This window comes from Salinimicrobium gaetbulicola (assembly GCF_042676025.1).
In the GTDB taxonomy this organism is placed as follows: domain Bacteria; phylum Bacteroidota; class Bacteroidia; order Flavobacteriales; family Flavobacteriaceae; genus Salinimicrobium; species Salinimicrobium gaetbulicola.
The window spans coordinates 186652-210015 of the sequence record NZ_JBHTJP010000034.1 but is presented as its reverse complement, the minus strand read 5'-3'; the positions used below and the strand labels follow the sequence as shown (position 1 = coordinate 210015).

Here is a 23364-nt window from a genome sequence, read left to right as displayed (position 1 = left end):
GAGAATCCATGGCTTTTTATCCACAAAAACCTGTTTAAATCTGGTATGATTTTTCCTGTAAAAAATCCGGAAAATAAAGTCAAAGTGGATTTTTCGACTAACTTTGTCAGCAAGCAGACCGCCTTATCGCTCTATTCGAAAGAACAGGGAGGAAAGTCCGGACACCGTAGGGCAGCATAGTGGGTAACACCCATCGTTTCAGTTTCGTGAGAAGCTGGATCAGGACTAGTGCAACAGAAAGGATGTACAGGTAATGCTGTAGTGAAATCAGGTAAACTCTATGCGGTGCAATGCCATGTATACCGGCTGTTAAGGATTGCCCGTCCGTTGCCGGAGGGTAGGCAGCTAAAGGTTTTTGGTAACAAAAACTTCAGATAAATGATAAGGATTTCAGCTTTGGTTGAAATACAGAATCCGGCTTACAGGTCTGCTTTTTTATTTTTCACTTGTTTCTTTGACCACGCGATCGCATCATCAAGCTCTAAAAAGACTTCAAAAGCAACTCTGGAAAAATTCTTTTCAAAATTGGCCATGTTCAATGAGGAGCTTCTCTGACTCACAATGGCAATTCCGCAGAGATTTTTGATCATATCTAGGTGCAAATATATCGTAGGATTGACATTATAATTGTTTTCTCTTTTTGAGATGTATACATAGGGCCGGTCACCGTAAAATTTTGAGCATGCGTCTATGAGGTTTTGAAGGTTGTTAATATCAAAAACTACATCTTCCTTCAAGACAGATATCACATAATTATCGAAAAATTCCAGATGGGAAAAATCCAGGTCTATGGTTTCCTTTGGCTGAGTCATGTTCTAAGTTACAAAAAAAAGCTAAACACAGAATTGCTGTATTTTCGAGCGACCGAAAAGTGTTCGATCTCAGAAAGGTCCATTCTTTTTGAATGTTCGATAATAAGTGAGCCGCCTTCTTCCAGTAGGTTTCTTGAAAAGACTGTCTCGACGATTTTCTTCAGGGAGTCCTGGTCGAAGTCATAAGGTGGATCGGCAAAAATGATATGAGCTGTTTCACCCGTAGCCTGAAGGTATTTAAAAACATCACTTTTGACCGTTCTTATGGGGAAATCCAGTTCAGCTGCGATTTTATTTATGAATTTCACACATTCAAAATGTGCGTCGACCGAAATGATCTCCTGCGCACCTCTTGAGGCGAATTCATAGGCAATATTCCCGGTACCGCTAAAAAGGTCGATGACCTTTAGAGCGCTAAAATGGTATTGGTTGTTCAGGATATTGAACAGTGCTTCCTTAGCAAAATCGGTGGTTGGTCTTACCGGTAATTTCTTGGGTGCGGTTATCCTTTTTCCTTTGTAGGTGCCTGAGACGATCCTCATTGTAATGTTTTTAGCAGGGTGTAATGCATATAGCTTGTTGGAGGTTCTCCTTTGGCTGCAAAGATATAACCAAATGAATTGTCAAGAAAGATAATGTTCTTGATATAAGTAAAAGCGATTTGATAATAATCTGAATTTGCGGTGATCTTTCCGAGGAGGATCAATTGAAATTCATTGGGATCCATTTCCAATTGTTCAGCGGTGAAAAGGATATAATAAATGAAGTCTTCCTTGGTGTTACAGGTAAATGAGTTGGCGAGAAGTAATTTCCCGTTTCTTATCACCACGAGGTCAAAACCCCTGGTGTAACAATTGATGTACATTTTGTCCCCAATCTCTTCCTTATCCCCGTCATTTTTAAGAAAGCTGTTTACAAGTACGGTTATGCAGTGAGTATATTCGAATTCGCCGTATTTTTCAAAAAAGAAGTTGTTGATGTTGGTATAGGGAATAAAAACATTCACCAGATCGTTATTTTCCAGCTCGTCATGAGCCACAAAATCTGTTTCCAGGATCTTGGTGTTGAACTTCAGATAATCTGATGCGTTTTCCTCGTTGAAGAATTTCCGGGGAACCAGGCTGTACAATTCATTGGAATAAAGTAAGGTGACCTCCGGGGTTTCATCCGTAAAGAAGGGTTCGTCCTCATATGCCTTTTCGATCTGTTCCAGAACTCCAGCAGGGTTGAGCTTTTTGGAGAAAGTGATCTCCTTAAAGAACACGATCTTTTGTTCTTCAGGGCGGAGGGCACAAAAAGAAAGTCCATTCAGGCTAACCTGAATGGACAACTTTAAATTTGTAATATTTGTTTCCTTATTCGGCGTCTCCATAGACTTTTGGCCAGTTACCGCTAGTGTTTACATCTTCCATAGATCCAACACTAATGAACGGTCCGTTTACGTTGTCAACAGAAACAACTTCGTTTTCCTGGTTGATAAGGTCCTTGTCCTGATCCTGAAGGATTACCGCTTTGGCGATCTTAGCTTCGAAAACAGGAATTTGAGTTCCGTTTTTGTCTACCGTTCCGGCTTTAAGGTCAAACTTGGCGTCAACACCTTTGATAGGCACATTCATCATAGTTTTGTAACGATCACTGTTCTTGAATAATGAATCTTTTACAGATGCATATCCTAAAGTGTCAATAACTGTGATCTCTTTATACTTATCAACTCCGTAAGTCTTTCTATACTCCTCATCAAGGATGGTAGTATCACGACGCTGTGTTAAAGTAAATTGTGCAGTATCGATAAAACGAACAAGATTATCCCATTCCCCTTCAAACTCTCCAGTAACAGTACGGTGAGCTAATTCGGCGTCACGAATATCTTTTAAATTCTCAATTACTTTGGCATATCTTGCCTCTTTAATCTTATTAAATTGAATAGGTTCGTAGATGGAATTAAAAACCAGGTATCCCAGGAAAATAATTACGATCCAAAGAACTAACTGAATGACAAGTTTCATGCGTTGCAGTTTAAGTTTATTAAGTGTTCCCCGCAAATCTACAATTTTTTTTTATTCGTAAAAGTTTCTTCCGAAAAAAACCTTGCTATCTTTGAGGTTTGAGGAAATCTGGATATGGAGAAATTGAATGCGGCGACATTTTATAATTTAATGCTTGAAGATCTGAAGTTTGAGGCAAAAGTGAAACAGGATATCGCTTTGCAGCAACTGTCTTCATTCGTGATAGATGAGCGCAAAGATTCTATTTTTCTCCTGAAAGGTTTCGCCGGAACCGGAAAAACCACCATAATAAGTTCCCTTGTTAAGAATCTCTGGAAGGCAAAAAAAAGCGGGGTGCTGTTAGCTCCTACCGGAAGGGCCGCAAAAGTGATCTCCAATTATTCCGGAAGAGAGGCTTTTACCATTCATAAAAAGATCTATTTTCCGAAGAAAAAAGGAGGGTCGGGGGTGCAATTCGTACTTCAGCCTAATAAACACCGAAACAGCATCTTTATTGTTGATGAAGCGTCCATGATTCCTGATGTAAACAATGACGCTAAAATGTTCGAAAACGGATCTCTTTTGGACGATTTGATCCAATATGTCTATTCGGGTCACAAATGCCAGCTAATTTTAATTGGAGATACGGCGCAGTTACCACCGGTGAAACTGGAGGTGAGCCCGGCACTGGAAGAACATAAGCTTCAAAACACCTATTTAAAAGAGGTCACTCACATTGAACTTGACGAAGTAGTGCGACAAAGCGAGGAAAGTGACATACTTTTAAATGCGACATTGATTCGTGAGGCCCTCAGGGAAGAATTCTATGATTCTTTCAAATTTCAGCTTTCTAATAAAAAAGATCTCATCAGGCTGGTGGACGGTTATGAAATCATGGAGGCAATTGAAGATTCTTATCGCAACCTTGGCCATGAGGAAACCACTATAATTGTTCGTTCCAATAAAAGAGCGAACCTGTATAATCAACAAATCCGTTCCAGGATCTTATTTCAGGAGGAGGAAATTTCTGCCGGTGATTATTTAATGGTCGTCAAGAACAATTATTTCTGGGTGAAGCCCAACAGTGAGGCCGGATTTATCGCAAACGGGGATATTATCAAGGTTTTGGAAATATTCGCCATAAAGGAGTTGTACGGTTTCCGGTTTGCGGAGATCAAGGCTCAAATGGTCGATTATCCCAACATGAAACCCATAGAAACGGTGGTGATGCTGGATACCCTTGAAAGCAATAACCCGTCGCTTACTTATGAGGAATCCAATAAATTGTACCAGGAAGTGATGCTGGATTATGCCGATGAAACATCCAAGTATAAGAAGTTCCTTAAAGTGAAGAACAACAAGTATTTCAATGCTTTGCAGATCAAATTCTCTTATGCCATGACCTGCCATAAATCGCAAGGTGGCCAGTGGGATACTGTTTTTGTAGAGCAGCCTTATCTTCCTAACGGGCCCGATAAGGATTACCTGCGATGGCTTTATACTGCGATCACCCGGGCCAAGGAAAAACTATATTTGATAGGCTTTAAAGATGATTTTTTCGTTTAGAGAGCCCATCGAAAATTGCTATTTTTGAACACTCAATAAACACATCAGCTTTGGATACTCCACTCAACATTATCGCTATGATTCCCGCGCGTTATGCCGCATCACGCTTTCCGGGGAAATTAATGCAGGATCTTAATGGGAAAACCGTCATTTTAAGAACCTATGAAGCAGCCCGAAATACCGGACTTTTTCAGGAGGTCTATGTGGTGACCGACAGCATGACCATATATTCGGAAATTACTGAAAACGGCGGTAAAGCGATCATGAGCAAGAAGGAGCATGAATGCGGAAGTGATCGTATTGCTGAAGCGGTTGAGGATATGGATGTGGATATCGTAGTGAACGTACAAGGAGATGAGCCCATGATAGATACCGACAGCCTTGAGAAAGTCCTGTCCGTTTTCCGCGGAAAAGATGCGGATAAGATCGATCTGGCTTCTTTGAAAGCTCCGTTGATCCATAAAAAAGATATTGAAAACCCGAATAATGTGAAGGTGATCACCAACAAAGATGACTTCGCTTTATATTTCTCACGTTCCCCGATCCCTTATCCTCGCGAGGAGAATTCAGGAGTGACCTGGTTCAAACACATTGGGATTTACGCTTTTAGAAAGCAGGCTTTGATGGATTTTTACCGCTTACCTATGCTGAAGCTGGAGGCTACAGAAAAGATCGAATGTATCAGGTATCTGGAGTACGGTAAAAACATTAAAATGGTTGAAACCACAGTGAAAGGAGTAGGGATAGATACCCCCGAAGACTTGGAGGAGGCCAGAAAGATCCTTTCCGGAAGCAAGGAGTAAATTTCATATTTCCGATACTTCATAGTTCTCTTTATTATTTATATATCTTTGAGTAAAACCAACTTTAAGATATTATGAAAAACATTTTCTTATTCCTTTTCGCAGGGTTATTGACCTCTTCCTTGACAGGCCAGATCAAGACTCCTGCACCGAGTCCGGCAGCTAAAATTGAACAGCAAGTAGGTCTTACCAATTTTACTGTTTCTTATTCCCGTCCGGGAATGAAGGGAAGAGCCATCTTTGGAGACCTGGTGCCTTACGGGGAAACCTGGAGAACCGGCGCCAATGCGAATACCACCATCTCTTTTGATACCAAAATTACCGTTAACGGCAAGGAACTGGAGAAAGGAACTTATGCTATATATACGGTTCCAAAAAAGGATTCCTGGGATATTATTTTTTACCAGGACAGCAATAACTGGGGTGTGCCTCAAAATTGGGACGAAAGCAAAGTTGTATTGAAAGCAGGTGCCGACCTGGATACGCTTCCTTTTGAAGTAGAAACCTTCACTATCATGTTCGGAGATCTTAAAAATGACTCCGCCGTGCTTTCTTTCATTTGGGGTTCTACAGCCGCCAGTTTAAAAATGAATGTTCCTACAGATGAAATGGCACTTTCCAGTATAGAACGTGTTATGAACGGTCCGTCTGCAGGTGATTATTTTTCTGCTGCCTCTTACTATCATGACGAGAAGAAAGATCTTGATAAAGCTTATGAGTGGATCAAAAAAGCAGTGGAATTAGGTGATCCTAATGCATTTTGGGTCTTACGAAGAAAAGCCTTGATCGAGGCAGATCTTGGAATGAAAAAAGAAGCTATTGCCACTGCAAAGAAATCATTGGAGATAGCCGAGAAGGCCGGCAATAAAGATTATGTAAAAATGAATAAGGAATCCCTTGAAGAATGGGGAACGAAATAATTTCAATTTTGAAATAAGATCTGAAAAGCGGCTTTTGGCCGCTTTTTCTTTTAGGCTATCTTTCTAATGTTGTCAAGCTTCTGAAGCAGAAAGGCAATACCCATCACCAATACACATCCGGTGAGATTCAGCCATAGATAGGGCATAATTTCCATGAAGTAAATTCCAATTATAAGGCCCTGTGTGATAAGTGCTGCTACAAAAACAGCATTGCTGCGAACATATTTGATAAAGAACGCCAGCAAAAAGATTCCAAGAACGTTTCCGTAGAAAATGGATCCAATAATATTTACCAGTTGGATCAAATTATCAAAAAGCTCGGCAAAACTGGCTACCAAGATGGCAATCAATCCCCAGGCGAGCGTAAACCATTTGGAAGCCTTCACAAAATGTTCATCAGAGCGGTCACCAATATTCCTTTTATAAAGATCAATTACCGTAGTCGAGGCCAATGCATTAAGCTCAGATGCGGTAGAAGACATGGCTGCGGAAAGGATCACGGCCAGCAATAAACCAATTAAACCACGGGGAAGATTGTTTAGAATAAAGTGAATGAAGACATAATCCTTGTCGTTGGTCTCTACACTTTCATCTGCTTCAGCAATGATATTCGATGCTTTTTGCCTGGTAGATATTTCAGCCTCATTAAGCTGAAGCATATCCTGTTTGAAAGATTCTCGATTTCCGGAAGAAAAATCTTCGGCCCGGGCATACTTTAAAGATTTTTCCTGTTTCTGAGTCTGTATAAAATTCAGTTCATTTTCAAGTTCTTCATATTCCGAAGCAAGCTCAGAGTTAGTCACAGCTTTGGTTGCAGCCGGGTTAAAATTCAGCGGTGAGTAATTGAACTGATAGAACACAAAGACCATCACACCCACCAGCAGAATGAAGAACTGCATAGGGACCTTCAGAAGTCCGTTAAAAATAAGTCCTAACTGACTTTGTTGCACCGATTTTCCTGAAAGATAACGCTGTACCTGGCTTTGATCTGTTCCAAAATAGGAGAGAGCCAGGAACGTACCGCCAATTATTCCGCTCCAAAAAGTATAACGATTGTCAAAATCAAAAGAGAAGTCAAGAATATCCAATTTTCCGCTGGCACCGGCAATCTCAAGGGCTTTTGTGAAGCTTATCTCTTCCGGAAGGTATTGTATGATCAAAACGAAAGCTGTGATCATTCCGAAGAAGATAACCGCCATTTGCTGTTTTTGAGTGACATTTACCGCCTTCGTTCCTCCGGAAACCGTGTAAATAATCACCAAAACTCCAATTATTATATTCAGGGTTGTAAGATCCCAACCCAGAACTGCAGACAGGATAATTGCAGGCGCAAAAATGGTAATTCCGGCAGATAATCCTCTCTGGGTTAAAAAGAGTAGGGCTGTTAGGGAGCGTGTTTTCCTGTCGAATCGTGATTCGAGATATTCGTAGGCCGTATAGACCTCCAGCCTGTAATAGATGGGGATGAAGACCATACAAATGATGATCATGGCAATGGGCAGACCAAAATAGAACTGCACGAAGCCCATCCCGCTATGAAATGCCTGGCCGGGGGTGGAAAGGAAGGTGATCGCACTGGCCTGAGTTGCCATTACCGAAAGTCCCACCGTCCACCATTTTGCCTCGTTCCCGCCGCGAAGGTAATCCTGTACATTTTTACTGCCCCTGGTCTTGTAAGCTCCATAAGCTACAATAAAAACAAGGGTTCCTATCAAAATGATCCAGTCTAAAAGCAGCATATCAGGAGAATAAGGTCATTAAAAGATAGAACAGGAAAATATATACCGCATTCGCAAGAAGTACGATGGTGTAGGATTTCTTCCAATGATATTTTTGAGGCAGTTTCATTGATTAATTTTGATTTTCTTTCTCTTTGCCAAGTGATAGCAGGTTTGCGAAAAGCCTGAAGGCACCGGGGACACCTGCAGGAAACTCCCTGAAAAAGCTCAGTCCGGTATAAACGTAATGACCTTTACCGTAAGGTGCAATTAGCAGACTTCCGTTCTTTGGGGTTTCTCCTTCATCATTCATGGAAAGTACCGCGGTAAATTCAGGCGCCCATGCATCCGGAAAATAAAGGCCTCTTTCCTGTACCCAGCCGTCAAAATCTTTCTGTGAAATTTTGTTTGGAATATTTAAAACGGGATGATCCTTATCTAAGAATCTTACTGCTGAATTTTCATCGGTCACCCGATCCCTGGAAACCGAAAGCTTATAAGGTGCCAGTTGATCTGTATTAATGCCGCGGCTGGTGTTGTATTGTACAATCAAATTTCCGCCATTTTCTACATAGTTCAAAAGTTCGGGTTGCTTATAAGTCAATGCGTCAACGGTATTATAGGCTCTGATGCCTAGAACTACGGCGTCATATTTGGCTAAATTCTCTGCGGAAATATTTAAAGGATTGATCTCTTCCACCCGGTAACCTATTTGTTCGAGGGCTTCAGGAACCACATCTCCGGCGCCCTGAATATAGCCGATCAAATCTCCTTTTTTCTCAATGTTGATCTTCACCAATTTTGTTTCAGGCGGAAGGATGAGAGTTTGGAACGGGATATGCTCATAGTCAAGGTGAACGATCTCTTTCGTGTAATCTTTGCCATTCACTTCAGCGATTGGCTGCAATTCGCCTACATTTTGAAAGTCGGGGGCACTCACCTCAAAACTGAAGCTGACTTCCTCACCTTCTGAAAGTGGTCCAAAAGAATAGCTTACCGGTTCAATATTCCAGGAATCTAATTTTTTCACTTTTAATACCCCGGAAACTGAATCTTTCATGGCTTTTATGGTTACCGGAATTTGCTTGGGAGCATGATTGGAGAAAATGAGCACATCATCTTTAAGGGAAAGGGAGACCGGCGGAACTATCTCAAAAGGCCTGTATTTTTCACCTTTTACAGGATCATTTTCCTTGTAAACAATATCTTTTGAAAATGGAATTACGGTACCATTAATTTGGATGTTGAATTGAGCCTGATATTTTCGCGGCGTTTTAGGAAGACCTATTAAAGCCTGGTCCTTCACTTTGTAAATTCCCAGGTCACTCTTTTCCACTAGCCAGTAAGGACCGGAATATTCTGAAGCTTCAGGTATTTTCACACGTACAGATTTCCTCCAGGATTCATTATTTGGAAGTGCTGCTTGCAGACTTAAAGTTTCCAGATTTGGAGTAACGGTAATCTCACTTATGGAAATGTCAGAAGCGCTTCTGTTAATGGCTTCCAGGTTCACTTCTATTTCTTCTCCCGGTGTCGCCAGGGGTTTTGTCGCCACTGCTTCCAGGTAAAGTCCGGCGCAGGCAGCGATGATCTCCTTGATGTGATCTGATTTTTCCTTTTTCCAAAACCCATCATCCAGGTTTTGAATGTGGGTGTAAGCCTTTAAAAGACCGGGAATACTGGCAGAAGGATCTTTAAAATCATAATTTTCTTCTACCTCTTTCAGAATTTCCCCGATTTTCTTTCCTCCTTTAACTCTGCTCCAGGTGGTATTTATTCCTGCGAAAAGAGAATTTTCATTTTTTGGATGCTCTCCTGCTATGAATTCTAAATATTCAGGTTGTTTGCCTCGTGTTCCGGTACTTCCGAAACCCTGGGATTGATGCTGGCTTCGGCTTAAAGAGGCGATCTCAGTATTTGATTTTCCGGTCAAAGGGTAATATACTCCGGTGTCTACTTCCAGAAAATTAGATTTGTCTGCTGCTTCAAAGGCTTCCTGGGAGCTGTAGAACCAGGGAGAAGTATTGAAAAACAGCTTTTTTGGCTGCCAGGATCCGTACTTTTCCGCCAGTTCAGGATATGTGTTTTTATTTCCTGAAATCTCAAACGCCTGGGTGCTTAAAATGGCCGATGAGGTGTGGTGACCGTGAGTGCGTCCTGCCGATTCCACATTGAATCTGTTGATGATAACATCTGGACGGAATTTCCTAATTGTCATTACGACATCCTTCATGATCTCCTCTTCGTTCCATACCTCCAGTGTCTCTTCGGGATTTTTGGAATACCCAAAGTCATTTGCGCGAGTAAAAAACTGTTCTCCTCCATCAATTTTTCGGGCCGCGAGCAGTTCTTGTGTTCTTATAATTCCCAGCTTTTCTCTTAATTCCGGGCCAATGAGATTTTGTCCTCCGTCTCCACGGGTAAGGGAAAGATATGCTGTTTTTGCGTGCAGTTCATTGCTTAGGTATGAAATCAGCCTTGTATTCTCATCATCCGGATGGGCTGCTACGTACAGGGCTCTTCCCAGAAAGTTCAGTTTCTTGATCTCCTGGAATATTTCCGAAGAATTTAATTTTTGAGGCTCTTGTGCCTGCAAGTTGGAAAATATAAGAAGGAAGAGAAATACTAAGAGCTTTCGCATTAAAATGAATTTTGGAACTCTTCAAATATAGCAAGATTACTTTAGAGGCAGTAGATGTTAAAGCGCATCCTTACCTTCGTCGTAGTAATGCTCTTTTTCAATCAATGAAACCGCTTTCTGGAGAATAAGGTTGTTAGGATACGTGATCAATTCGCCGTCCATGGTCCTTAGATGTAGGTGGAAGGCTTTTATATCTTCGATTATCGCCTCAATTGGCATATCCTTATCGTGGATCTTGATCTTGCTTCCGATCTTATATGGAAATGAAAAGAATAGGATGATACCTGCAGTAATATTGCTGAGAATAGACCAGATGGCAAAGAGTGCGACTCCAATTACGGCAAAAACTGAAGAAAACAATAAGGCCAGGTCTCCCACGCCAACTCCCCAGGCTAAAGCCAATAGAAACGAAGCGATAAGAACAATAAGGATGTTGATGTATTTGAACATCAACCGCGTACGGGTGATGTGAATTTCACTTTTATGACCCACCCTTTGAGCCGCCTTTTTAAGGCCAAACTGGAAGAACCATAAGACCAATAAAGTTATGATCGTATAAATTATCTGGTATTGGTAAGTGAAAAAGAATTCTTTCATTCTGCGAGGTTATTTTGTCAAAGATAAATGATTCAAAATTAGATTCGGGTTTCTAAAAAGGTGCATTTATTCGGCAATTTCGATCAAAGTTTGGTAGACCAGGTGGGTGGGAAGCCCCACAACATTAAAATAGCTTCCTTCAATGTGTTCCACGCCAATCAAACCTATCCACTCCTGGATTCCGTAGGCCCCTGCTTTATCAAATGGTCTGAATCTATCAATGTAAAATTGGATCTCATCCTCATCCAGGTGACTAAAAGTTACACGGGTAGTAGCATCTACTGTATGAACTCTTTCTGGTGTTTTAAAGCAAACAGAAGTAATCACCTCATGGGTCTTTCCGGAGAGCGATTTGATCATTTCCATAGCCTGAGCCGGATCTTTTGGTTTCTCCATGGCCTTACCTTTATGCCATACGATGGTGTCGCTGGTAATAAGGATATCTCCCGTATTAAGTTCACCATCGAACGCAGCGGCTTTTAATTCTGCCAGGTAATTTGTGATCTGCTTTCCCGAAAGGTGTGAAGGATAGACTTCCTGTACAGGTTTTAACCTGATCTCAAAATCAATGAGCAGATCTTTGAAAAATTGCTGTCTTCTGGGTGATCCCGAAGCTAATATGATATGATGATCTTTAAGTTTTTCTTGTAGCATAATTTAAATTAAAATGAACCGGTACAATCCTATTGAAAGTAGGCCTGCCGCGAGAACCATTTTTAGCAGGGTGCTAAGTTGATGGTATTGTTTCTTTGTTTCAGCCCCGGGGATTTTAACCAGGAAATATAGCAAAGGCCCCATGACAAGCAACAAGGCATACAATATGGCTATTTTGTTGTCATATAGGTAATTGTAAATATAGTAAAGTACCCCGGCAAGCGGAAGCAGGGTTATGAAAAATGTTATCATATTGGTCCTTTTCCTGCCAAGGATGACGGGCAGGGTTTGATAACCTGCTTTGTAATCTCCCTTTATGTCTTCCTGATCCTTTACCATTTCACGTATAAAATTGACTAAGAAGGCGAAAATGGCATAATCGACCAGGATCAAAAATATCACTTTTTGAGTGCTTAAGTTAGCAGGGGTAATTGCCGGTACCAGGTCAAAAATCCCCACCATCACAATGATCATGGCTACCATGATGCTTACCACCAGATTCCCTACCAGGACAGTTCCTTTGATCTGGGTGGCATAGAAATACAAGAAAGCTGAGGGGATTATAAAAAGAGCGGTAAAAGAGGGCTTGCCTACGAGATTCGAAAGGTAGAAGCCAATTCCCACACCAATAATGTTCAATGCAATGAACCAGTTGTAAGCGGCTTTTTCAGAGATCTTGTTTCCAATAATGAGCTTATGAGGTTTGTTAACAGTGTCGGTTTCTGTGTCATGTAGATCATTGATAATGTTTCCTGCGGCTGCAAGGCAAACCATGGAAATCACAAGTAACGAAAATCCCAAGCCGTCAAGAGTTACGTCCAGTTTAAAAGGTTCGAATAGAAAGTATTTGACCAGAACCTGGGTAAGGACGATCATCAATAGATTCGGGTAACGAACGAGCTTAAGAAAGGGGGCTATTGGCATTAGGCAGAGACATACTTTAATCCGATGATGGAAGCGATGAGCGTAAAAAGGAAAAATAACCTCCAGAAGTGAACGGGTTCTTTAAAAACAAAGATTCCGATCAAGACAGTTCCGAAGGCTCCAATTCCGGTCCACACCGCATAGGCGGTTCCAATCGGTAAGGTTTGTGTTACTTTGTAAAGCAGGGTCATACTTATGGAAAGGCATACAAAGAATCCCAGCATCCAATAAGTGGCTGTACTTCCGGAAGTCTCTCGTGCCTTCCCCAGGCAGGTTGCAAAACCCACCTCAAAAAGTCCGGCTATGATCAGGAGGACCCAATTCATATTATTCTTCCAGCCATTTTCCCTGTACCTTCATCACCTGTTCGATCACTTCACGAACACAGCCTTTTCCGCCTTTTTTGTGAGAAATATATCGGGAGACTTCCTTGATCTCTGCCACCGCGTCCTGAGGACAACAAGGCAAACCTACTTTTTGCATCGCGTAATAATCGGGCATGTCATCACCCATGTATAAAACCTGCGCGGGCTTGATGTCGTAGATATCCAAAAATTCTTCCATTTGCTCTACTTTATCGGGACATCCCAGGTAGATATCGGTCACTCCAAGACCCTTCAGGCGGTGACGTACCCCTTCATTATAACCACCGGAGATCACGCATACCGTAAAACCTTTTTGCATAGCGTGTTTCATGGCAAAACCATCTTTGATATTCATGGTTCTCAGCAGGTCACCATTAGTACTTATTTGCAGGGTACCATCAGTCAGCACGCCGTCAACGTCAAAAATGAAAGTGGTGATCTGTGAAAGGAATTCTTTATAATTTTTTTCCATGAAATGATTGGATTGCAGTAGTTATTAATTGATAAATTTCTTTGTTTTCTGAAGAAGACAGCAGTTTTAGATGCGCGTCTATAGTGGACTGATCTCTCCTTATGGCCGGACCTGTTTGTACTTCGGAAGGGGAGGAGTCCTTAACTTTTTCGGCTGTTTCTTTGATCAACGGCTGAAGGATCTCAAACGGAATATCATTCTCTTTGCAGATATCTTCGCCAATGCTATAAAGATGGTTCACGAAGTTGCAAACGAAGACTGCCGATAAATGCAGTTTTTTCCGCTGTTCCGAATTGATCTCGTAGGCTTTTCCTGAAATATTTTTCGCGATCTTTTTCAGCATTTCCAGATCTGAAGTATTGTTAGCTTCCAGGCAAAAAGGGATCTGGGAATACTCCAATTCTTTGTTCCTGGAAAAGGTCTGCAAAGGGTAAAATACACCCACCCGCTTACAGGCTTCGAGTGCATTTAAAGTAACCGAGCCCGAAGTGTGAGCCACAAGTCCGTTCAAATGACTTAATTTTTGAGCAACATCAGGGATAACATCATCCTTGAGAGCTAAAAGGTAAATATCGGCTTTCATTAATTCTGAAAGGGATGTAGTGACCGCGGTCTCGGCTTTAAAATCTTTGAGACTTTCTTCCGCATGATTATAGACCTGCTTCACACGTATTTCTTCCGAAGCAGAAAAAGCTCTGTAAAGATGTGTGGCAACATTTCCGGATCCTAATAGAACAAGGTCGATCATTCGGCAAAATTACCAAAAAAATCAGGACCATACAGGAAGCTGAATTTCTAGTCCTAAAAAAAACTTAAATCCTTAAAAATGCTTACTTTTGCTGCGTTTTTAAAACAACTTTTCATGCAAAAAAGAATTGCCTCCATCCTATTTTCCACCCGTTTAATGGCCGTATTATTTGTTGTATTTGCCGTTGCGCTTGGACTGGGAACATTTATTGAGAACTGGTACAGTACAGAAACCGCTAAAGTCTGGATATATAATGCCCTTTGGTTTGAAGTGATCATGGTATTTTTTGTGATCAATTTCCTGGGGAATATCGTAAGGTTTAAACTTCATAAAAGAGATAAATGGTCAAGCCTGCTTTTACACCTCGCGTTCATCTTGATTTTGGTGGGTGCCTTTGTAACCAGGTATATAAGTTATGAAGGAATGATGCCTATTAGAGAGGGAGCTACAGAAAATACCTTCCTTTCAGAAAAGACATTTATCACCACGTTTATTGATGGCGAAATTGACGGGGAGCCAAGAAGAAGAGTGGTTGAGAATGAAATTCTCTTGGCACCGGGAGCTTCCAATGAATTCAGTTTTAATACGGATTATAACGGGCAGCCGGTAAAACTGGAAGTGATCGATTACATTCACGGAGCCGAAGAAGGTTTGGTGGAAGATCCTTCCGGAGAGAATTTCCTGAAGATCGTTGAAGCCGGGGGAGGAAACCGCCACGATCACTACCTCAAGGAAGGAGAGGTTTCAAGTATTCACAACGTGCTGTTCGCGTTTAATAAGCCTACTCAAGGCGCCATCAATATCACCTTTGAAAACGGAGAGTATTTTATCTCTTCCCCTTTTGAAGGAACCTACATGAGAATGGCCGACCAGCAGCAAGGGGAGGTGATGAAAGACAGTGTGCAAACCTTTAACCTGAGGTCTCTTTACAACATGGCCGGAATGCAGTTCGTGCTGCCTGACCCTGTGATAAGGGGAAAATATGACATTATTCCAACCGAAGAGAAAACAGCAAACCAGCAGGACGCGATCAAATTGAGGGTTACCACTGCAGGTGAATCTGAAGTGGTTTCCTTGATGGGAAGCAAAGGAATTATCAATGACCCAAAGAAGTTGAATTTAGGTGGACTTGAATTTTATGTTCGCTACGGTTCGAAGCAATATGAATTGCCTTTCGCTATTAAATTGAATGACTTTATTGCATCTAAATATCCGGGAACCGAAAAGAGCTACTCTGCCTTTAAGAGTAAGGTGACCGTGATCGATGAAAATGAATCTTTCCCATACGAGATCTTTATGAATCACGTGCTCGATCATAAAGGTTACAGATTCTTCCAGGCTTCATTTGATCCCGATGAGAAGGGAACGGTACTATCCGTTAACCATGATTTCTGGGGTACCTGGATCACCTACATAGGTTATACGCTGCTATACATAGGTCTGATTTGGATCCTGTTTGACCGCGGATCTCGATTTGGTCAGCTTAAAAAGATGCTTAAAAAAGTGAAGAAAAAGAAGTCGAAGTTGACAACCCTGTTACTGGTTCTGTTCGTTTCAGTTTCAGGATTCGCGCAGGAAGATCAGCACGAGCATGAAAATTCTCCGCTTACCATGCCAAAAGCTCAGATCGATTCTATCATCAAGGCTAACGTGGTTTCTGAGGAACATGCCGAGGAATTTGGAAAGCTGGTGGTTCAGGATGTTGGGGGTAGAATGAAACCGGTGAACACTTATTCTTCTGAATTACTTCGGAAGTTGAGTAAAAGTGCCGAATATGAAGGTCTAACCTCAGATCAGATCCTGATCTCCATGACCGAAAACCCTACCATGTGGTACAACGTGCCTATTATTAATGTGAAGCGTGGAAATGACAGTATTCGTCATATTGCAGGGGTTTCTGCTGATCAAAAAAACCTGGCTCTGACTAATTTCTTCGACCGAGAAGGAAATTACAAGCTCAGCCCTTATCTGGAGAGTGCTTACCAGGCTGCTGTTCCGAATCAATTCCAAAAAGACTTTATTGACACTGACAGGAAAGTGAACCTGCTTTATAATGCGCTGCAAGGAGAGATCCTTCGAATATTCCCGATTCCAGAACATGAAAATAATAAGTGGGCTTCTTACCCTGAGGCTATGGAATCTGGGTTTAAAGGCATGGATTCTCTTTATACCCAGCAAATTCTGCCCATGTATTTTTCGGCCTTGCGTACAGCAAAACAAACCGGAGATTATGAAAAGGCAAACGAGTTATTGGGCAGCATCAAAGGTTTCCAGAAGAAATTTGGTGATGAGGTGATGCCTTCGGATAAAAAAATAAAGACTGAGATTCTGTATAATAAATACGACATTTTCAGGAACCTTTTCTGGATGTATATGTTGGCAGGTGTGCTCATGATGATGTTTGTGATCTTCCAGATCTTCAAAGACAATAAAGCGGTGAGTGTTTTGATCTCCATCAGTAAGGTGGCGATCATCTTATTGTTCCTGCTTCATACTGCCGGACTAATCGCCCGCTGGTACGTTTCTGGGCATGCTCCCTGGAGTGATGCGTATGAGTCTATGATCTATGTGGCCTGGGCTACCATGCTCTTCGGAATTTTATTCGGAAGAAAAAGTGATCTTACTGTGGCCTCAACTGCATTTGTAACTGCTATGATCCTAATGATCGCGCACTGGAACTGGATGGATCCTTCTATAGCTAATTTACAACCGGTACTGGATTCTTACTGGCTTATGATCCACGTATCTATTATTGTTGGTAGTTACGGGCCGTTTACCCTGGGAATGATCCTGGGTGCGGTTGCTTTGATCCTGATGATCGCGACCACTAAAAAGAATAAAAAGAAGATGGATCTTACTATCAAGGAGATCACCATTATTACAGAAATGGCTTTAACGGTAGGTCTGGTTATGCTGACCATCGGAAACTTTTTGGGTGGACAATGGGCCAATGAAAGCTGGGGTCGTTACTGGGGCTGGGATCCTAAGGAAACCTGGGCTTTGGTGAGTATCATGGTTTATGCCTTCGTGATCCACATGAGACTTGTTCCCGGCTTAAGAAGCCGTTGGTTATTTAACCTGATGGCAGTAGTGTCTTTCGCCAGTATTTTGATGACCTATTTCGGGGTGAACTTTTATCTTTCCGGTCTTCACTCGTATGCGAGCGGTGACAAGGTGATCACTCCAAATTTCGTATACTATTCTGTTGGGGTAGTAAGTTTACTGGGATTAGTGTCGTACTTCAGGTTTAAGAAGTACTACAAGAAAGAAAACCAGAACCGACTAACGGATAAGTTTCTTGAAAAGAAGAAAAAGAAGAAAAATCTATAAATGAAAAATCCTGCCAATAGGCAGGATTTTTTTTTTAAGAGTAGAGTTTACTGGTAAGGATCTCCCATTTTTCCCTGTTCATAATCTTTGTAAGCCTGGTCAATTTCTTCCATGGTGTTCATCACAAAAGGGCCTCTGGCTACTACCGGTTCGTTAAAAGGCTTTGCGTGGCCAAATAATACCGTACTTTCTGAAAGGGCTTCTAATCTGAGCTCTTCCTGGTCATTATTGAATTCTATAAGGTGTAATGCCGGGATAATTTCTCCGTTGATCTTGATCTCCCCTTTAATGATGTAACAAAGAATATTGTGATCAAGAGGTACTTTAGTTTCTAAGACCCCTCCGGACTTGAGAAATAAGGTACTCAAATGTATCTTGGTAAGCGTTTCAAAAGCTCCTTCTTCATTTTGAAGTTTTCCGGAGATGACCTGAGCGGAAACTTTTCCGTTATCAAAAGTTGTCTGTGGGATTTCCTCCTTTTTGAGGCCCTTATACTTAGGTTCTGTCATTTTAAGCTTTGCCGGAAGGTTTACCCATAGCTGTAAAATTTCCAAAGGACCTCCTTGTTTCTTGAATTCTTCCGAAGAGACTTCAGAATGGATCAATCCGCTTCCCGCAGTCATCCATTGAACTCCGCCACCTTCAATAACACTTTTGTTTCCTCCCGAATCTTTATGTGCAATATCTCCTTCCAAAATAAAAGTGACCGTTTCCATTCCACGATGGGGATGTGGACCAAAAGGCAATCCATTATTGTTCGGAAGGTATTTTTGAGGCCCGTGATGATTCAAAAACAAAAAGGGATCGATCATTCTAAGACTACGCGTAGGCATAGGAGAATAGGTGATTAAATCGGCTATAGGCCGATACTCCGCTTTATGAACTTTCCTAATAGTTCTCATACTAAAATCCTGAATTTAAAATGCTCTGGAAAAGCTATTATTGATCCTTGTTCCTTACGTAGATAAGCTTGTACTTACCGCGTTGATTTTCCCTGGATTCAATTTCGAATTTATCAATGGAGTTGATCATAGGAGTTAACTTTTGAAACCCGTAGTTACGTGAATCAAAGTTTGGTTGTTTTTTCTGCAGCAAACTTCCCACATCTCCAAGAAAAGCCCAGCCGTCATCATCCGCGACATCTGAAATGGTTGAGGCGATGAGTTTTATGACCTTTGAAGTGATCTTGTCATAATCATTTTTCTTATTTTCCTTTTCCTTACTCGATTCTTTCACCTGGTTTTTCAGGATTTCTATATAAATGAACCTGTCACAGGCTACAATAAAAGGATCTGGAGTTTTCTTTTCTCCAATTCCAATCACATTCATACCGGCTTCTCTAAGACGGGTGGCGAGGCGTGTAAAATCACTGTCGCTGGATACCAGACAAAATCCGTTAACCTTCCCGGAATATAAGATGTCCATAGCGTCTATGATCATCGCCGAATCGGTCGCGTTCTTGCCCTGGGTGTAACCATATTGCTGAATAGGTGTTACTGCGTTCTCCAGTAGTACATTTTTCCATTTTACGAGATGGGGTTTTGTCCAGTCACCGTAGATGCGTTTAATTGTTGGGTTTCCATACTTGGCGATCTCTTCCATCATTTCTTTTACGTAGGCTGAAGGAATGTTATCGCCATCAATTAATACCGCTAATTTTATATCCATTTAAAATATTTCTTTAATATTCATTAAAGATAGGCATTTGAAAGCGACCCTCAGAAAGTGCCAAGCTCATTATAATTTTTTTATGAAATAGAAGTGGGATTTAGGAGTGCTCGATATCATCGGGCTCCACGTGAATAAGGATATCGGCGATATCAGGTATTTCTTTTAAAAGCACGTTTTTGAGATTATGTGCGATGTCATGCCCTTTACTAACCGTGATTTTACCATCAACCACAACGTGGAGATCTACATGATAAGTCATTCCGGCTTTTCGAACAAAGCATTTTTCAGTATCTATGACTCCGGGAACTTTGTGTGAAACCTCTCTTATTTCCTCTACCAGGTCATCATATAAATGTTCGTCCATAATCTCGCCTAAGGCAGGACGCAGGATGAGGAAAGCGTTATATAATATAAAGCCTGAGGCGAAGAGTGCTGCCCAGTCATCGGCATTTTCATAACCTTTCCCCATGAATATCGCGACGGAGATCCCAATAAAAGCCATTAATGAGGTGATCGCATCACTGCGGTGGTGCCAGGCATCAGCTTTAAGAGAGCTGCTTTGGGTCTCATCGCTTTTTTTGGAAATGAACCGGTAAAATACTTCCTTGATCACAATTATCACGGCTAGAACGATCAAAGTGTAGGGTTTAGGAACTTTGTGAGGGGTTTGGATGTTCTCAATGCTTTCGATCACGATGATGGTAGCCGATACGATCAAAAATCCCACAACGGCAAAAGTGACCAGCGGTTCCACCTTTCCGTGGCCGTATGGATGGTTTTCATCAGCCGGGCGGGCAGAGTACTTAAGTCCCAGTAAAACGAGGAGACTTGAAAAGACATCGGTAGTAGATTCAATGGCGTCAGCGATAAGAGCATATGAATTTCCGAAAAATCCGGTTATACCCTTGATAATAGCCAGCGCTGCATTGCCTACAATGCTGAAATAGGAAGCATTGATCGCCTTTTGATGTTTTTCGGTTTCCATTTGGACTAAAATAAAAAAAGCCGGTTTAAGAAAACCGGCTTTAAAACTTTTATTTTTTACTCTTCTGAAGTTTCCTCCATGGTATGATAGACGTTTTGAACATCATCATCTTCATCCAGCTTCTCTAAAAGCTTCTCTACATCTGCCGCTTCTTCAGGAGATAATTTTTTGGTGACCTGTGGAATTCTTTCAAATCCAGATGAAATGATCTCAATACCGCGGCCTTCTAATTCTTTCTGAAGTGCCCCAAAGGCTTCAAAAGGAGCGTAGATCAAAATTCCGTCCTCGTCCTCAAAAACTTCTTCGGCTCCAAAATCGATCAGTTCCAGTTCCAGCTCTTCCGCGTCAATACCTTCCGAAGGAATTCGGAAGTTACAGGTGTGATCGAACATAAATTCTACAGATCCTGAAGTTCCCAGGTTTCCGTCACATTTGTTGAAATAAGATCGAATATTAGCAACCGTACGGTTGTTATTGTCTGTTGCAGTTTCCACCAATACGGCGATACCGTGTGGGGCGTACCCTTCAAAAAGTACGATTTTATAATCACCCTGACTCTTATCTGAAGCTCTTTTAATAGCTCGCTCGATATTGTCTTTAGGCATATTGACACTCTTGGCGTTCTGAATTACAGCTCTAAGGCGTGAGTTGGTGTCGGGATCCGGTCCGCCTTCTTTGACAGCCATAACAATGTCTTTTCCAATACGAGTGAAGGCTTTGGCCATTGCTGACCAGCGCTTCATTTTACGTGCTTTTCTAAATTCAAATGCTCTTCCCATGAGATTTTATTAAATGTGGCGTAAAAATAGGAAAAACATCGATTTTTGGAAGCAGGAAAAAAGATTATTCTCCGGCATTAATTATAGATTCAATGCTTTCGGCCAGTTTAAAATCTTTTTCGGTGACACCGCCGGCATCATGCGTTGAAAGGGAGATCTCTACCTGATTGTAAACATTGGTCCAGTCGGGGTGATGCTGCTGGACTTCTGCTTCAAACGCGATACGCACCATGGCAGAAAATGCCTCCTTAAAATCTTCGAATTCGAAAGAGGTATGAATGGCGTTGTTGTCAAATTCCCATCCCTGTAGGGATTCCAGTTTTTTGTAGATCTCTTCTTCGGTTAGTTTTTTCATGACTTTTCTATTTAATACCTAAAGTTAAGCATCCTTTCAAAGAGATATTTTTGACAACCGAGATTTAGTAGAAGATTAACATCAACTCACCAAAGTTCCGCTAACCACATCCTGAACTGAGATCTGCAAATTCTTAGGCAGAAGATTGTCTTTTGGGATCACCGCCAGAAATCGGTCAAAATTGGAATCGTACACATTTTTAAGCAACGGCTTCTCTACTCCCAGTTTTTCGCAGATCTCTGTGACCAGGTCGTTGTGGTGAATTAGATCGTTGCTTCCCAAATGGAAAACCCCCTGGCGTCTTCTGTTAATGATATAATGAATTTGCTGGGTTAACTTGGTGTCTGTCGTCGCGTTGACAACCACATTTGCAAACACTTCTATGGCCGTTTTTTCCTGTAATTGTTTTTTGATCTCCAGTACTCTTGGAGAGTTAGCACCGTACACCATAGGCATTCGGGCGATCACATATTTGGAATTAGGCAGCCTTAAAAGTGCATTTTCGATCTTGATCTTGAACCTGCCATAAACACTTTGGGACAGGGTCTTATCATATTCATAAGACGGATAGTTGGTGAAGGCGTCAAACACATTAGCTGATGAAAGGAAGATCAGCTTGGTATTATTGTTTTTCAGGAGGTAGTCTATGATCTCAAAATGGGCATGCACCTGAGCATCAAAATTTCCACGGAGTGCGGAAATAATGATGTTCGGGCGCAAATTTTCCAACAGAACACTTATACTTTCTTTTTCAACATCATATTGATGGAACTTTTGGTTCTTTTCAAAGAAAGCACTGTCTGTGAAATAAGTGCCATGAGTGTCAAAATAAGGGTAAAGCTCTTTATACAAGGCATTGCCGATAAAGCCGCTTGCTCCTAAAATCAATATTTTTTTCAAAAAATCCTATCCTTTATAAAATGGTAATTTTACCACCGTTGCAGGAAGGGGTTTTTTACGTACTTGAATAAATATCTTACTTCCCGGGGTGGCAACCTCTGTTGGAACATATCCTAAACCAATCCCTTTTTCAAGAGAAGGAGACATAGTTCCCGAAGTTACTTCGCCAATAACCTTGCCATTTTCGTCGACAATATCATATCCCTGGCGAGGAATTCCGCGGTCATCTAGTTCAAAACCAACAAGTTTTCTTTTTGGTCCTTCTTCTTTCTGTTCTTTTAAAGCTTCGGAGTTAATGAAGTCTTTGGTGAATTTGGTGATCCAGCCAAGACCGGCTTCAATAGGAGAAGTAGTATCATCGATATCATTTCCGTAGAGACAGAATCCCATCTCCAGGCGTAAAGTATCACGAGCAGCCAAACCAATTGGTTTTATTCCGAAGTCGGCGCCAGCTTCAAAAACCTTGTCCCAGATCTTTTGAGCATCATCATTTTTGCAGTAGATCTCAAATCCGCCGCTACCTGTATATCCGGTGGCTGAAATAATAACATTTTCCACTCCGGCGAATGGTGCCACTTCAAAAGTGTAGAATTTAATAGTTGAAAGATCCACATCGGTTAAAGACTGCATAGCTTCCACAGCTTTAGGCCCCTGAATAGCCAACAAAGAATACTCTTCTGAAAGGTCTCTCATAGTAGCATTCATGGTATTGTGTTGAGAGATCCAGTTCCAGTCCTTCTCGATGTTGGATGCATTTACAACCAGTAAATATTTTTCCTCGTTGAACCTGTAAATGATAAGGTCATCAACGATTCCCCCTTGATTATTAGGCATACAGCTATACTGTGCCTTGCCGTCAACTAATTTTGACGCATCATTAGAGCTGATCTTCTGGATAAGGTCAAGTGCTTTATCACCGGTGATAAGAAATTCTCCCATGTGAGAAACATCAAAAACACCAACAGCTTTTCTTACCGTTTCGTGTTCGGCATTCACACCTTCGTATGATACCGGCATATTATATCCTGCAAAAGGAACCATCTTTGCGTTTAACGCAATATGAGTAGAGGTTAGGGCTGTATTTTTCATTTTTGAAAATTTAGTTGAGCAAATTTATTAATTTCAGTAAGGATAACGCG

22 protein-coding genes and 1 other RNA gene are annotated in these 23364 nt (G+C 41.4%); 5 read left to right on the top strand and 18 right to left on the bottom strand.

What is annotated here, in order from left to right; genetic code table 11:
- Positions 1-110: 110 nt before the first annotated feature.
- Positions 111-438, top strand: an RNA gene (rnpB, locus tag ACFQ1G_RS09240) — RNase P RNA component class A.
- A gap of 382 nt (positions 439-820) precedes the next feature.
- On the opposite strand, the gene ACFQ1G_RS09235 is transcribed toward rnpB, so the two are convergent.
- The 3 genes from ACFQ1G_RS09235 to ACFQ1G_RS09225 are packed head-to-tail and all read right to left on the bottom strand — an operon-like array spanning position 821 to position 2818.
- Complete coding sequence (locus tag ACFQ1G_RS09235; RefSeq protein WP_380738862.1) at positions 821-1354, bottom strand: RsmD family RNA methyltransferase; 534 nt, start codon at positions 1352-1354, stop codon at positions 821-823.
- On the bottom strand, positions 1351-2184 hold the full coding sequence (locus ACFQ1G_RS09230; protein ID WP_380738859.1) for a DUF3822 family protein: 834 nt from the start codon (positions 2182-2184) through the stop codon (positions 1351-1353). The genes ACFQ1G_RS09235 and ACFQ1G_RS09230 overlap by 4 nt, the downstream gene beginning before the upstream one ends.
- Positions 2168-2818, bottom strand: coding sequence for a hypothetical protein (locus ACFQ1G_RS09225; protein WP_380738857.1), 651 nt, complete (start codon positions 2816-2818; stop codon positions 2168-2170). Before ACFQ1G_RS09225 ends, ACFQ1G_RS09230 begins: the two co-directional genes overlap by 17 nt.
- A gap of 114 nt (positions 2819-2932) precedes the next feature.
- Between ACFQ1G_RS09225 and ACFQ1G_RS09220 the strand changes: the two genes are divergently transcribed.
- The 3 genes from ACFQ1G_RS09220 (at position 2933) to ACFQ1G_RS09210 (ending at position 6086) form a co-directional block, all read left to right on the top strand.
- A complete protein-coding gene (locus ACFQ1G_RS09220; protein WP_380738855.1) occupies positions 2933-4363 on the top strand; it encodes an ATP-dependent DNA helicase in 1431 nt (476 codons plus the stop codon).
- A gap of 77 nt (positions 4364-4440) precedes the next feature.
- On the top strand, positions 4441-5166 hold the full coding sequence (kdsB, locus tag ACFQ1G_RS09215; protein ID WP_380738875.1) for a 3-deoxy-manno-octulosonate cytidylyltransferase: 726 nt from the start codon (positions 4441-4443) through the stop codon (positions 5164-5166).
- A gap of 74 nt (positions 5167-5240) precedes the next feature.
- Positions 5241-6086: a DUF2911 domain-containing protein gene (locus ACFQ1G_RS09210; protein ID WP_380738853.1), complete on the top strand. Its 846-nt coding sequence runs from the start codon at positions 5241-5243 to the stop codon at positions 6084-6086.
- Positions 6087-6136: 50 nt separating this feature from the next.
- Here the strand turns inward: ACFQ1G_RS09210 and ACFQ1G_RS09205 are convergent, their stop codons facing one another.
- The 8 genes from ACFQ1G_RS09205 to ACFQ1G_RS09170 all read right to left on the bottom strand — a co-directional run bounded on the left by ACFQ1G_RS09205 (position 6137) and on the right by ACFQ1G_RS09170 (position 14205).
- Positions 6137-7825, bottom strand: coding sequence for a sodium:solute symporter (locus ACFQ1G_RS09205; protein WP_380738851.1), 1689 nt, complete (start codon positions 7823-7825; stop codon positions 6137-6139).
- A gap of 112 nt (positions 7826-7937) precedes the next feature.
- A complete protein-coding gene (locus ACFQ1G_RS09200; RefSeq protein ID WP_380738848.1) occupies positions 7938-10445 on the bottom strand; it encodes a PIG-L family deacetylase in 2508 nt (835 codons plus the stop codon).
- 57 nt (positions 10446-10502) lie between these two features.
- Entirely contained in the window at positions 10503-11042 is a 540-nt protein-coding gene (locus tag ACFQ1G_RS09195; protein ID WP_380738846.1) for a mechanosensitive ion channel domain-containing protein, read from the bottom strand.
- 66 nt (positions 11043-11108) lie between these two features.
- Positions 11109-11696 (bottom strand): Maf-like protein, encoded by a 588-nt coding sequence (locus ACFQ1G_RS09190; RefSeq protein ID WP_380738844.1) that lies wholly within the window; start codon positions 11694-11696, stop codon positions 11109-11111.
- A 3-nt stretch (positions 11697-11699) separates the two neighbouring features.
- Positions 11700-12620 (bottom strand): geranylgeranylglycerol-phosphate geranylgeranyltransferase, encoded by a 921-nt coding sequence (locus tag ACFQ1G_RS09185; RefSeq protein ID WP_380738842.1) that lies wholly within the window; start codon positions 12618-12620, stop codon positions 11700-11702.
- Positions 12620-12946, bottom strand: coding sequence for a DMT family transporter (locus tag ACFQ1G_RS09180; protein WP_380738840.1), 327 nt, complete (start codon positions 12944-12946; stop codon positions 12620-12622). The genes ACFQ1G_RS09185 and ACFQ1G_RS09180 overlap by 1 nt, the downstream gene beginning before the upstream one ends.
- A 1-nt stretch (position 12947) precedes the next feature.
- Positions 12948-13457: a KdsC family phosphatase gene (locus ACFQ1G_RS09175; RefSeq protein WP_380738838.1), complete on the bottom strand. Its 510-nt coding sequence runs from the start codon at positions 13455-13457 to the stop codon at positions 12948-12950.
- A complete protein-coding gene (locus ACFQ1G_RS09170) occupies positions 13441-14205 on the bottom strand; it encodes a Rossmann-like and DUF2520 domain-containing protein (RefSeq protein ID WP_380738836.1) in 765 nt (254 codons plus the stop codon). Before ACFQ1G_RS09170 ends, ACFQ1G_RS09175 begins: the two co-directional genes overlap by 17 nt.
- Before the next feature lie 114 nt (positions 14206-14319).
- Between ACFQ1G_RS09170 and ccsA the strand changes: the two genes are divergently transcribed.
- Positions 14320-17535 carry a cytochrome c biogenesis protein gene (gene ccsA, locus ACFQ1G_RS09165; protein ID WP_380738834.1) on the top strand — a complete coding sequence of 1072 codons (3216 nt, stop codon included), beginning with the start codon at positions 14320-14322 and terminating at the stop codon, positions 17533-17535.
- Between the two features lie 47 nt (positions 17536-17582).
- On the opposite strand, the gene ACFQ1G_RS09160 is transcribed toward ccsA, so the two are convergent.
- From ACFQ1G_RS09160 to gcvT, 7 genes are all read right to left on the bottom strand, one after another.
- Positions 17583-18437 (bottom strand): pirin family protein, encoded by an 855-nt coding sequence (locus ACFQ1G_RS09160; protein WP_380738832.1) that lies wholly within the window; start codon positions 18435-18437, stop codon positions 17583-17585.
- Between the two features lie 37 nt (positions 18438-18474).
- Complete coding sequence (locus ACFQ1G_RS09155) at positions 18475-19203, bottom strand: NYN domain-containing protein (RefSeq protein ID WP_380738830.1); 729 nt, start codon at positions 19201-19203, stop codon at positions 18475-18477.
- Between the two features lie 100 nt (positions 19204-19303).
- Positions 19304-20191 (bottom strand): cation diffusion facilitator family transporter, encoded by an 888-nt coding sequence (locus ACFQ1G_RS09150; RefSeq protein ID WP_380738828.1) that lies wholly within the window; start codon positions 20189-20191, stop codon positions 19304-19306.
- A 56-nt stretch (positions 20192-20247) separates the two neighbouring features.
- Positions 20248-20970: a YebC/PmpR family DNA-binding transcriptional regulator gene (locus ACFQ1G_RS09145; protein ID WP_380738826.1), complete on the bottom strand. Its 723-nt coding sequence runs from the start codon at positions 20968-20970 to the stop codon at positions 20248-20250.
- A 64-nt stretch (positions 20971-21034) separates the two neighbouring features.
- Positions 21035-21325, bottom strand: coding sequence for a 4a-hydroxytetrahydrobiopterin dehydratase (locus ACFQ1G_RS09140; RefSeq protein WP_380738824.1), 291 nt, complete (start codon positions 21323-21325; stop codon positions 21035-21037).
- Positions 21326-21406: 81 nt separating this feature from the next.
- Positions 21407-22225, bottom strand: coding sequence for a sugar nucleotide-binding protein (locus ACFQ1G_RS09135; protein WP_380738822.1), 819 nt, complete (start codon positions 22223-22225; stop codon positions 21407-21409).
- A 6-nt stretch (positions 22226-22231) separates the two neighbouring features.
- Complete coding sequence (gcvT, locus tag ACFQ1G_RS09130) at positions 22232-23314, bottom strand: glycine cleavage system aminomethyltransferase GcvT (RefSeq protein ID WP_380738821.1); 1083 nt, start codon at positions 23312-23314, stop codon at positions 22232-22234.
- Positions 23315-23364: the final 50 nt, after the last annotated feature.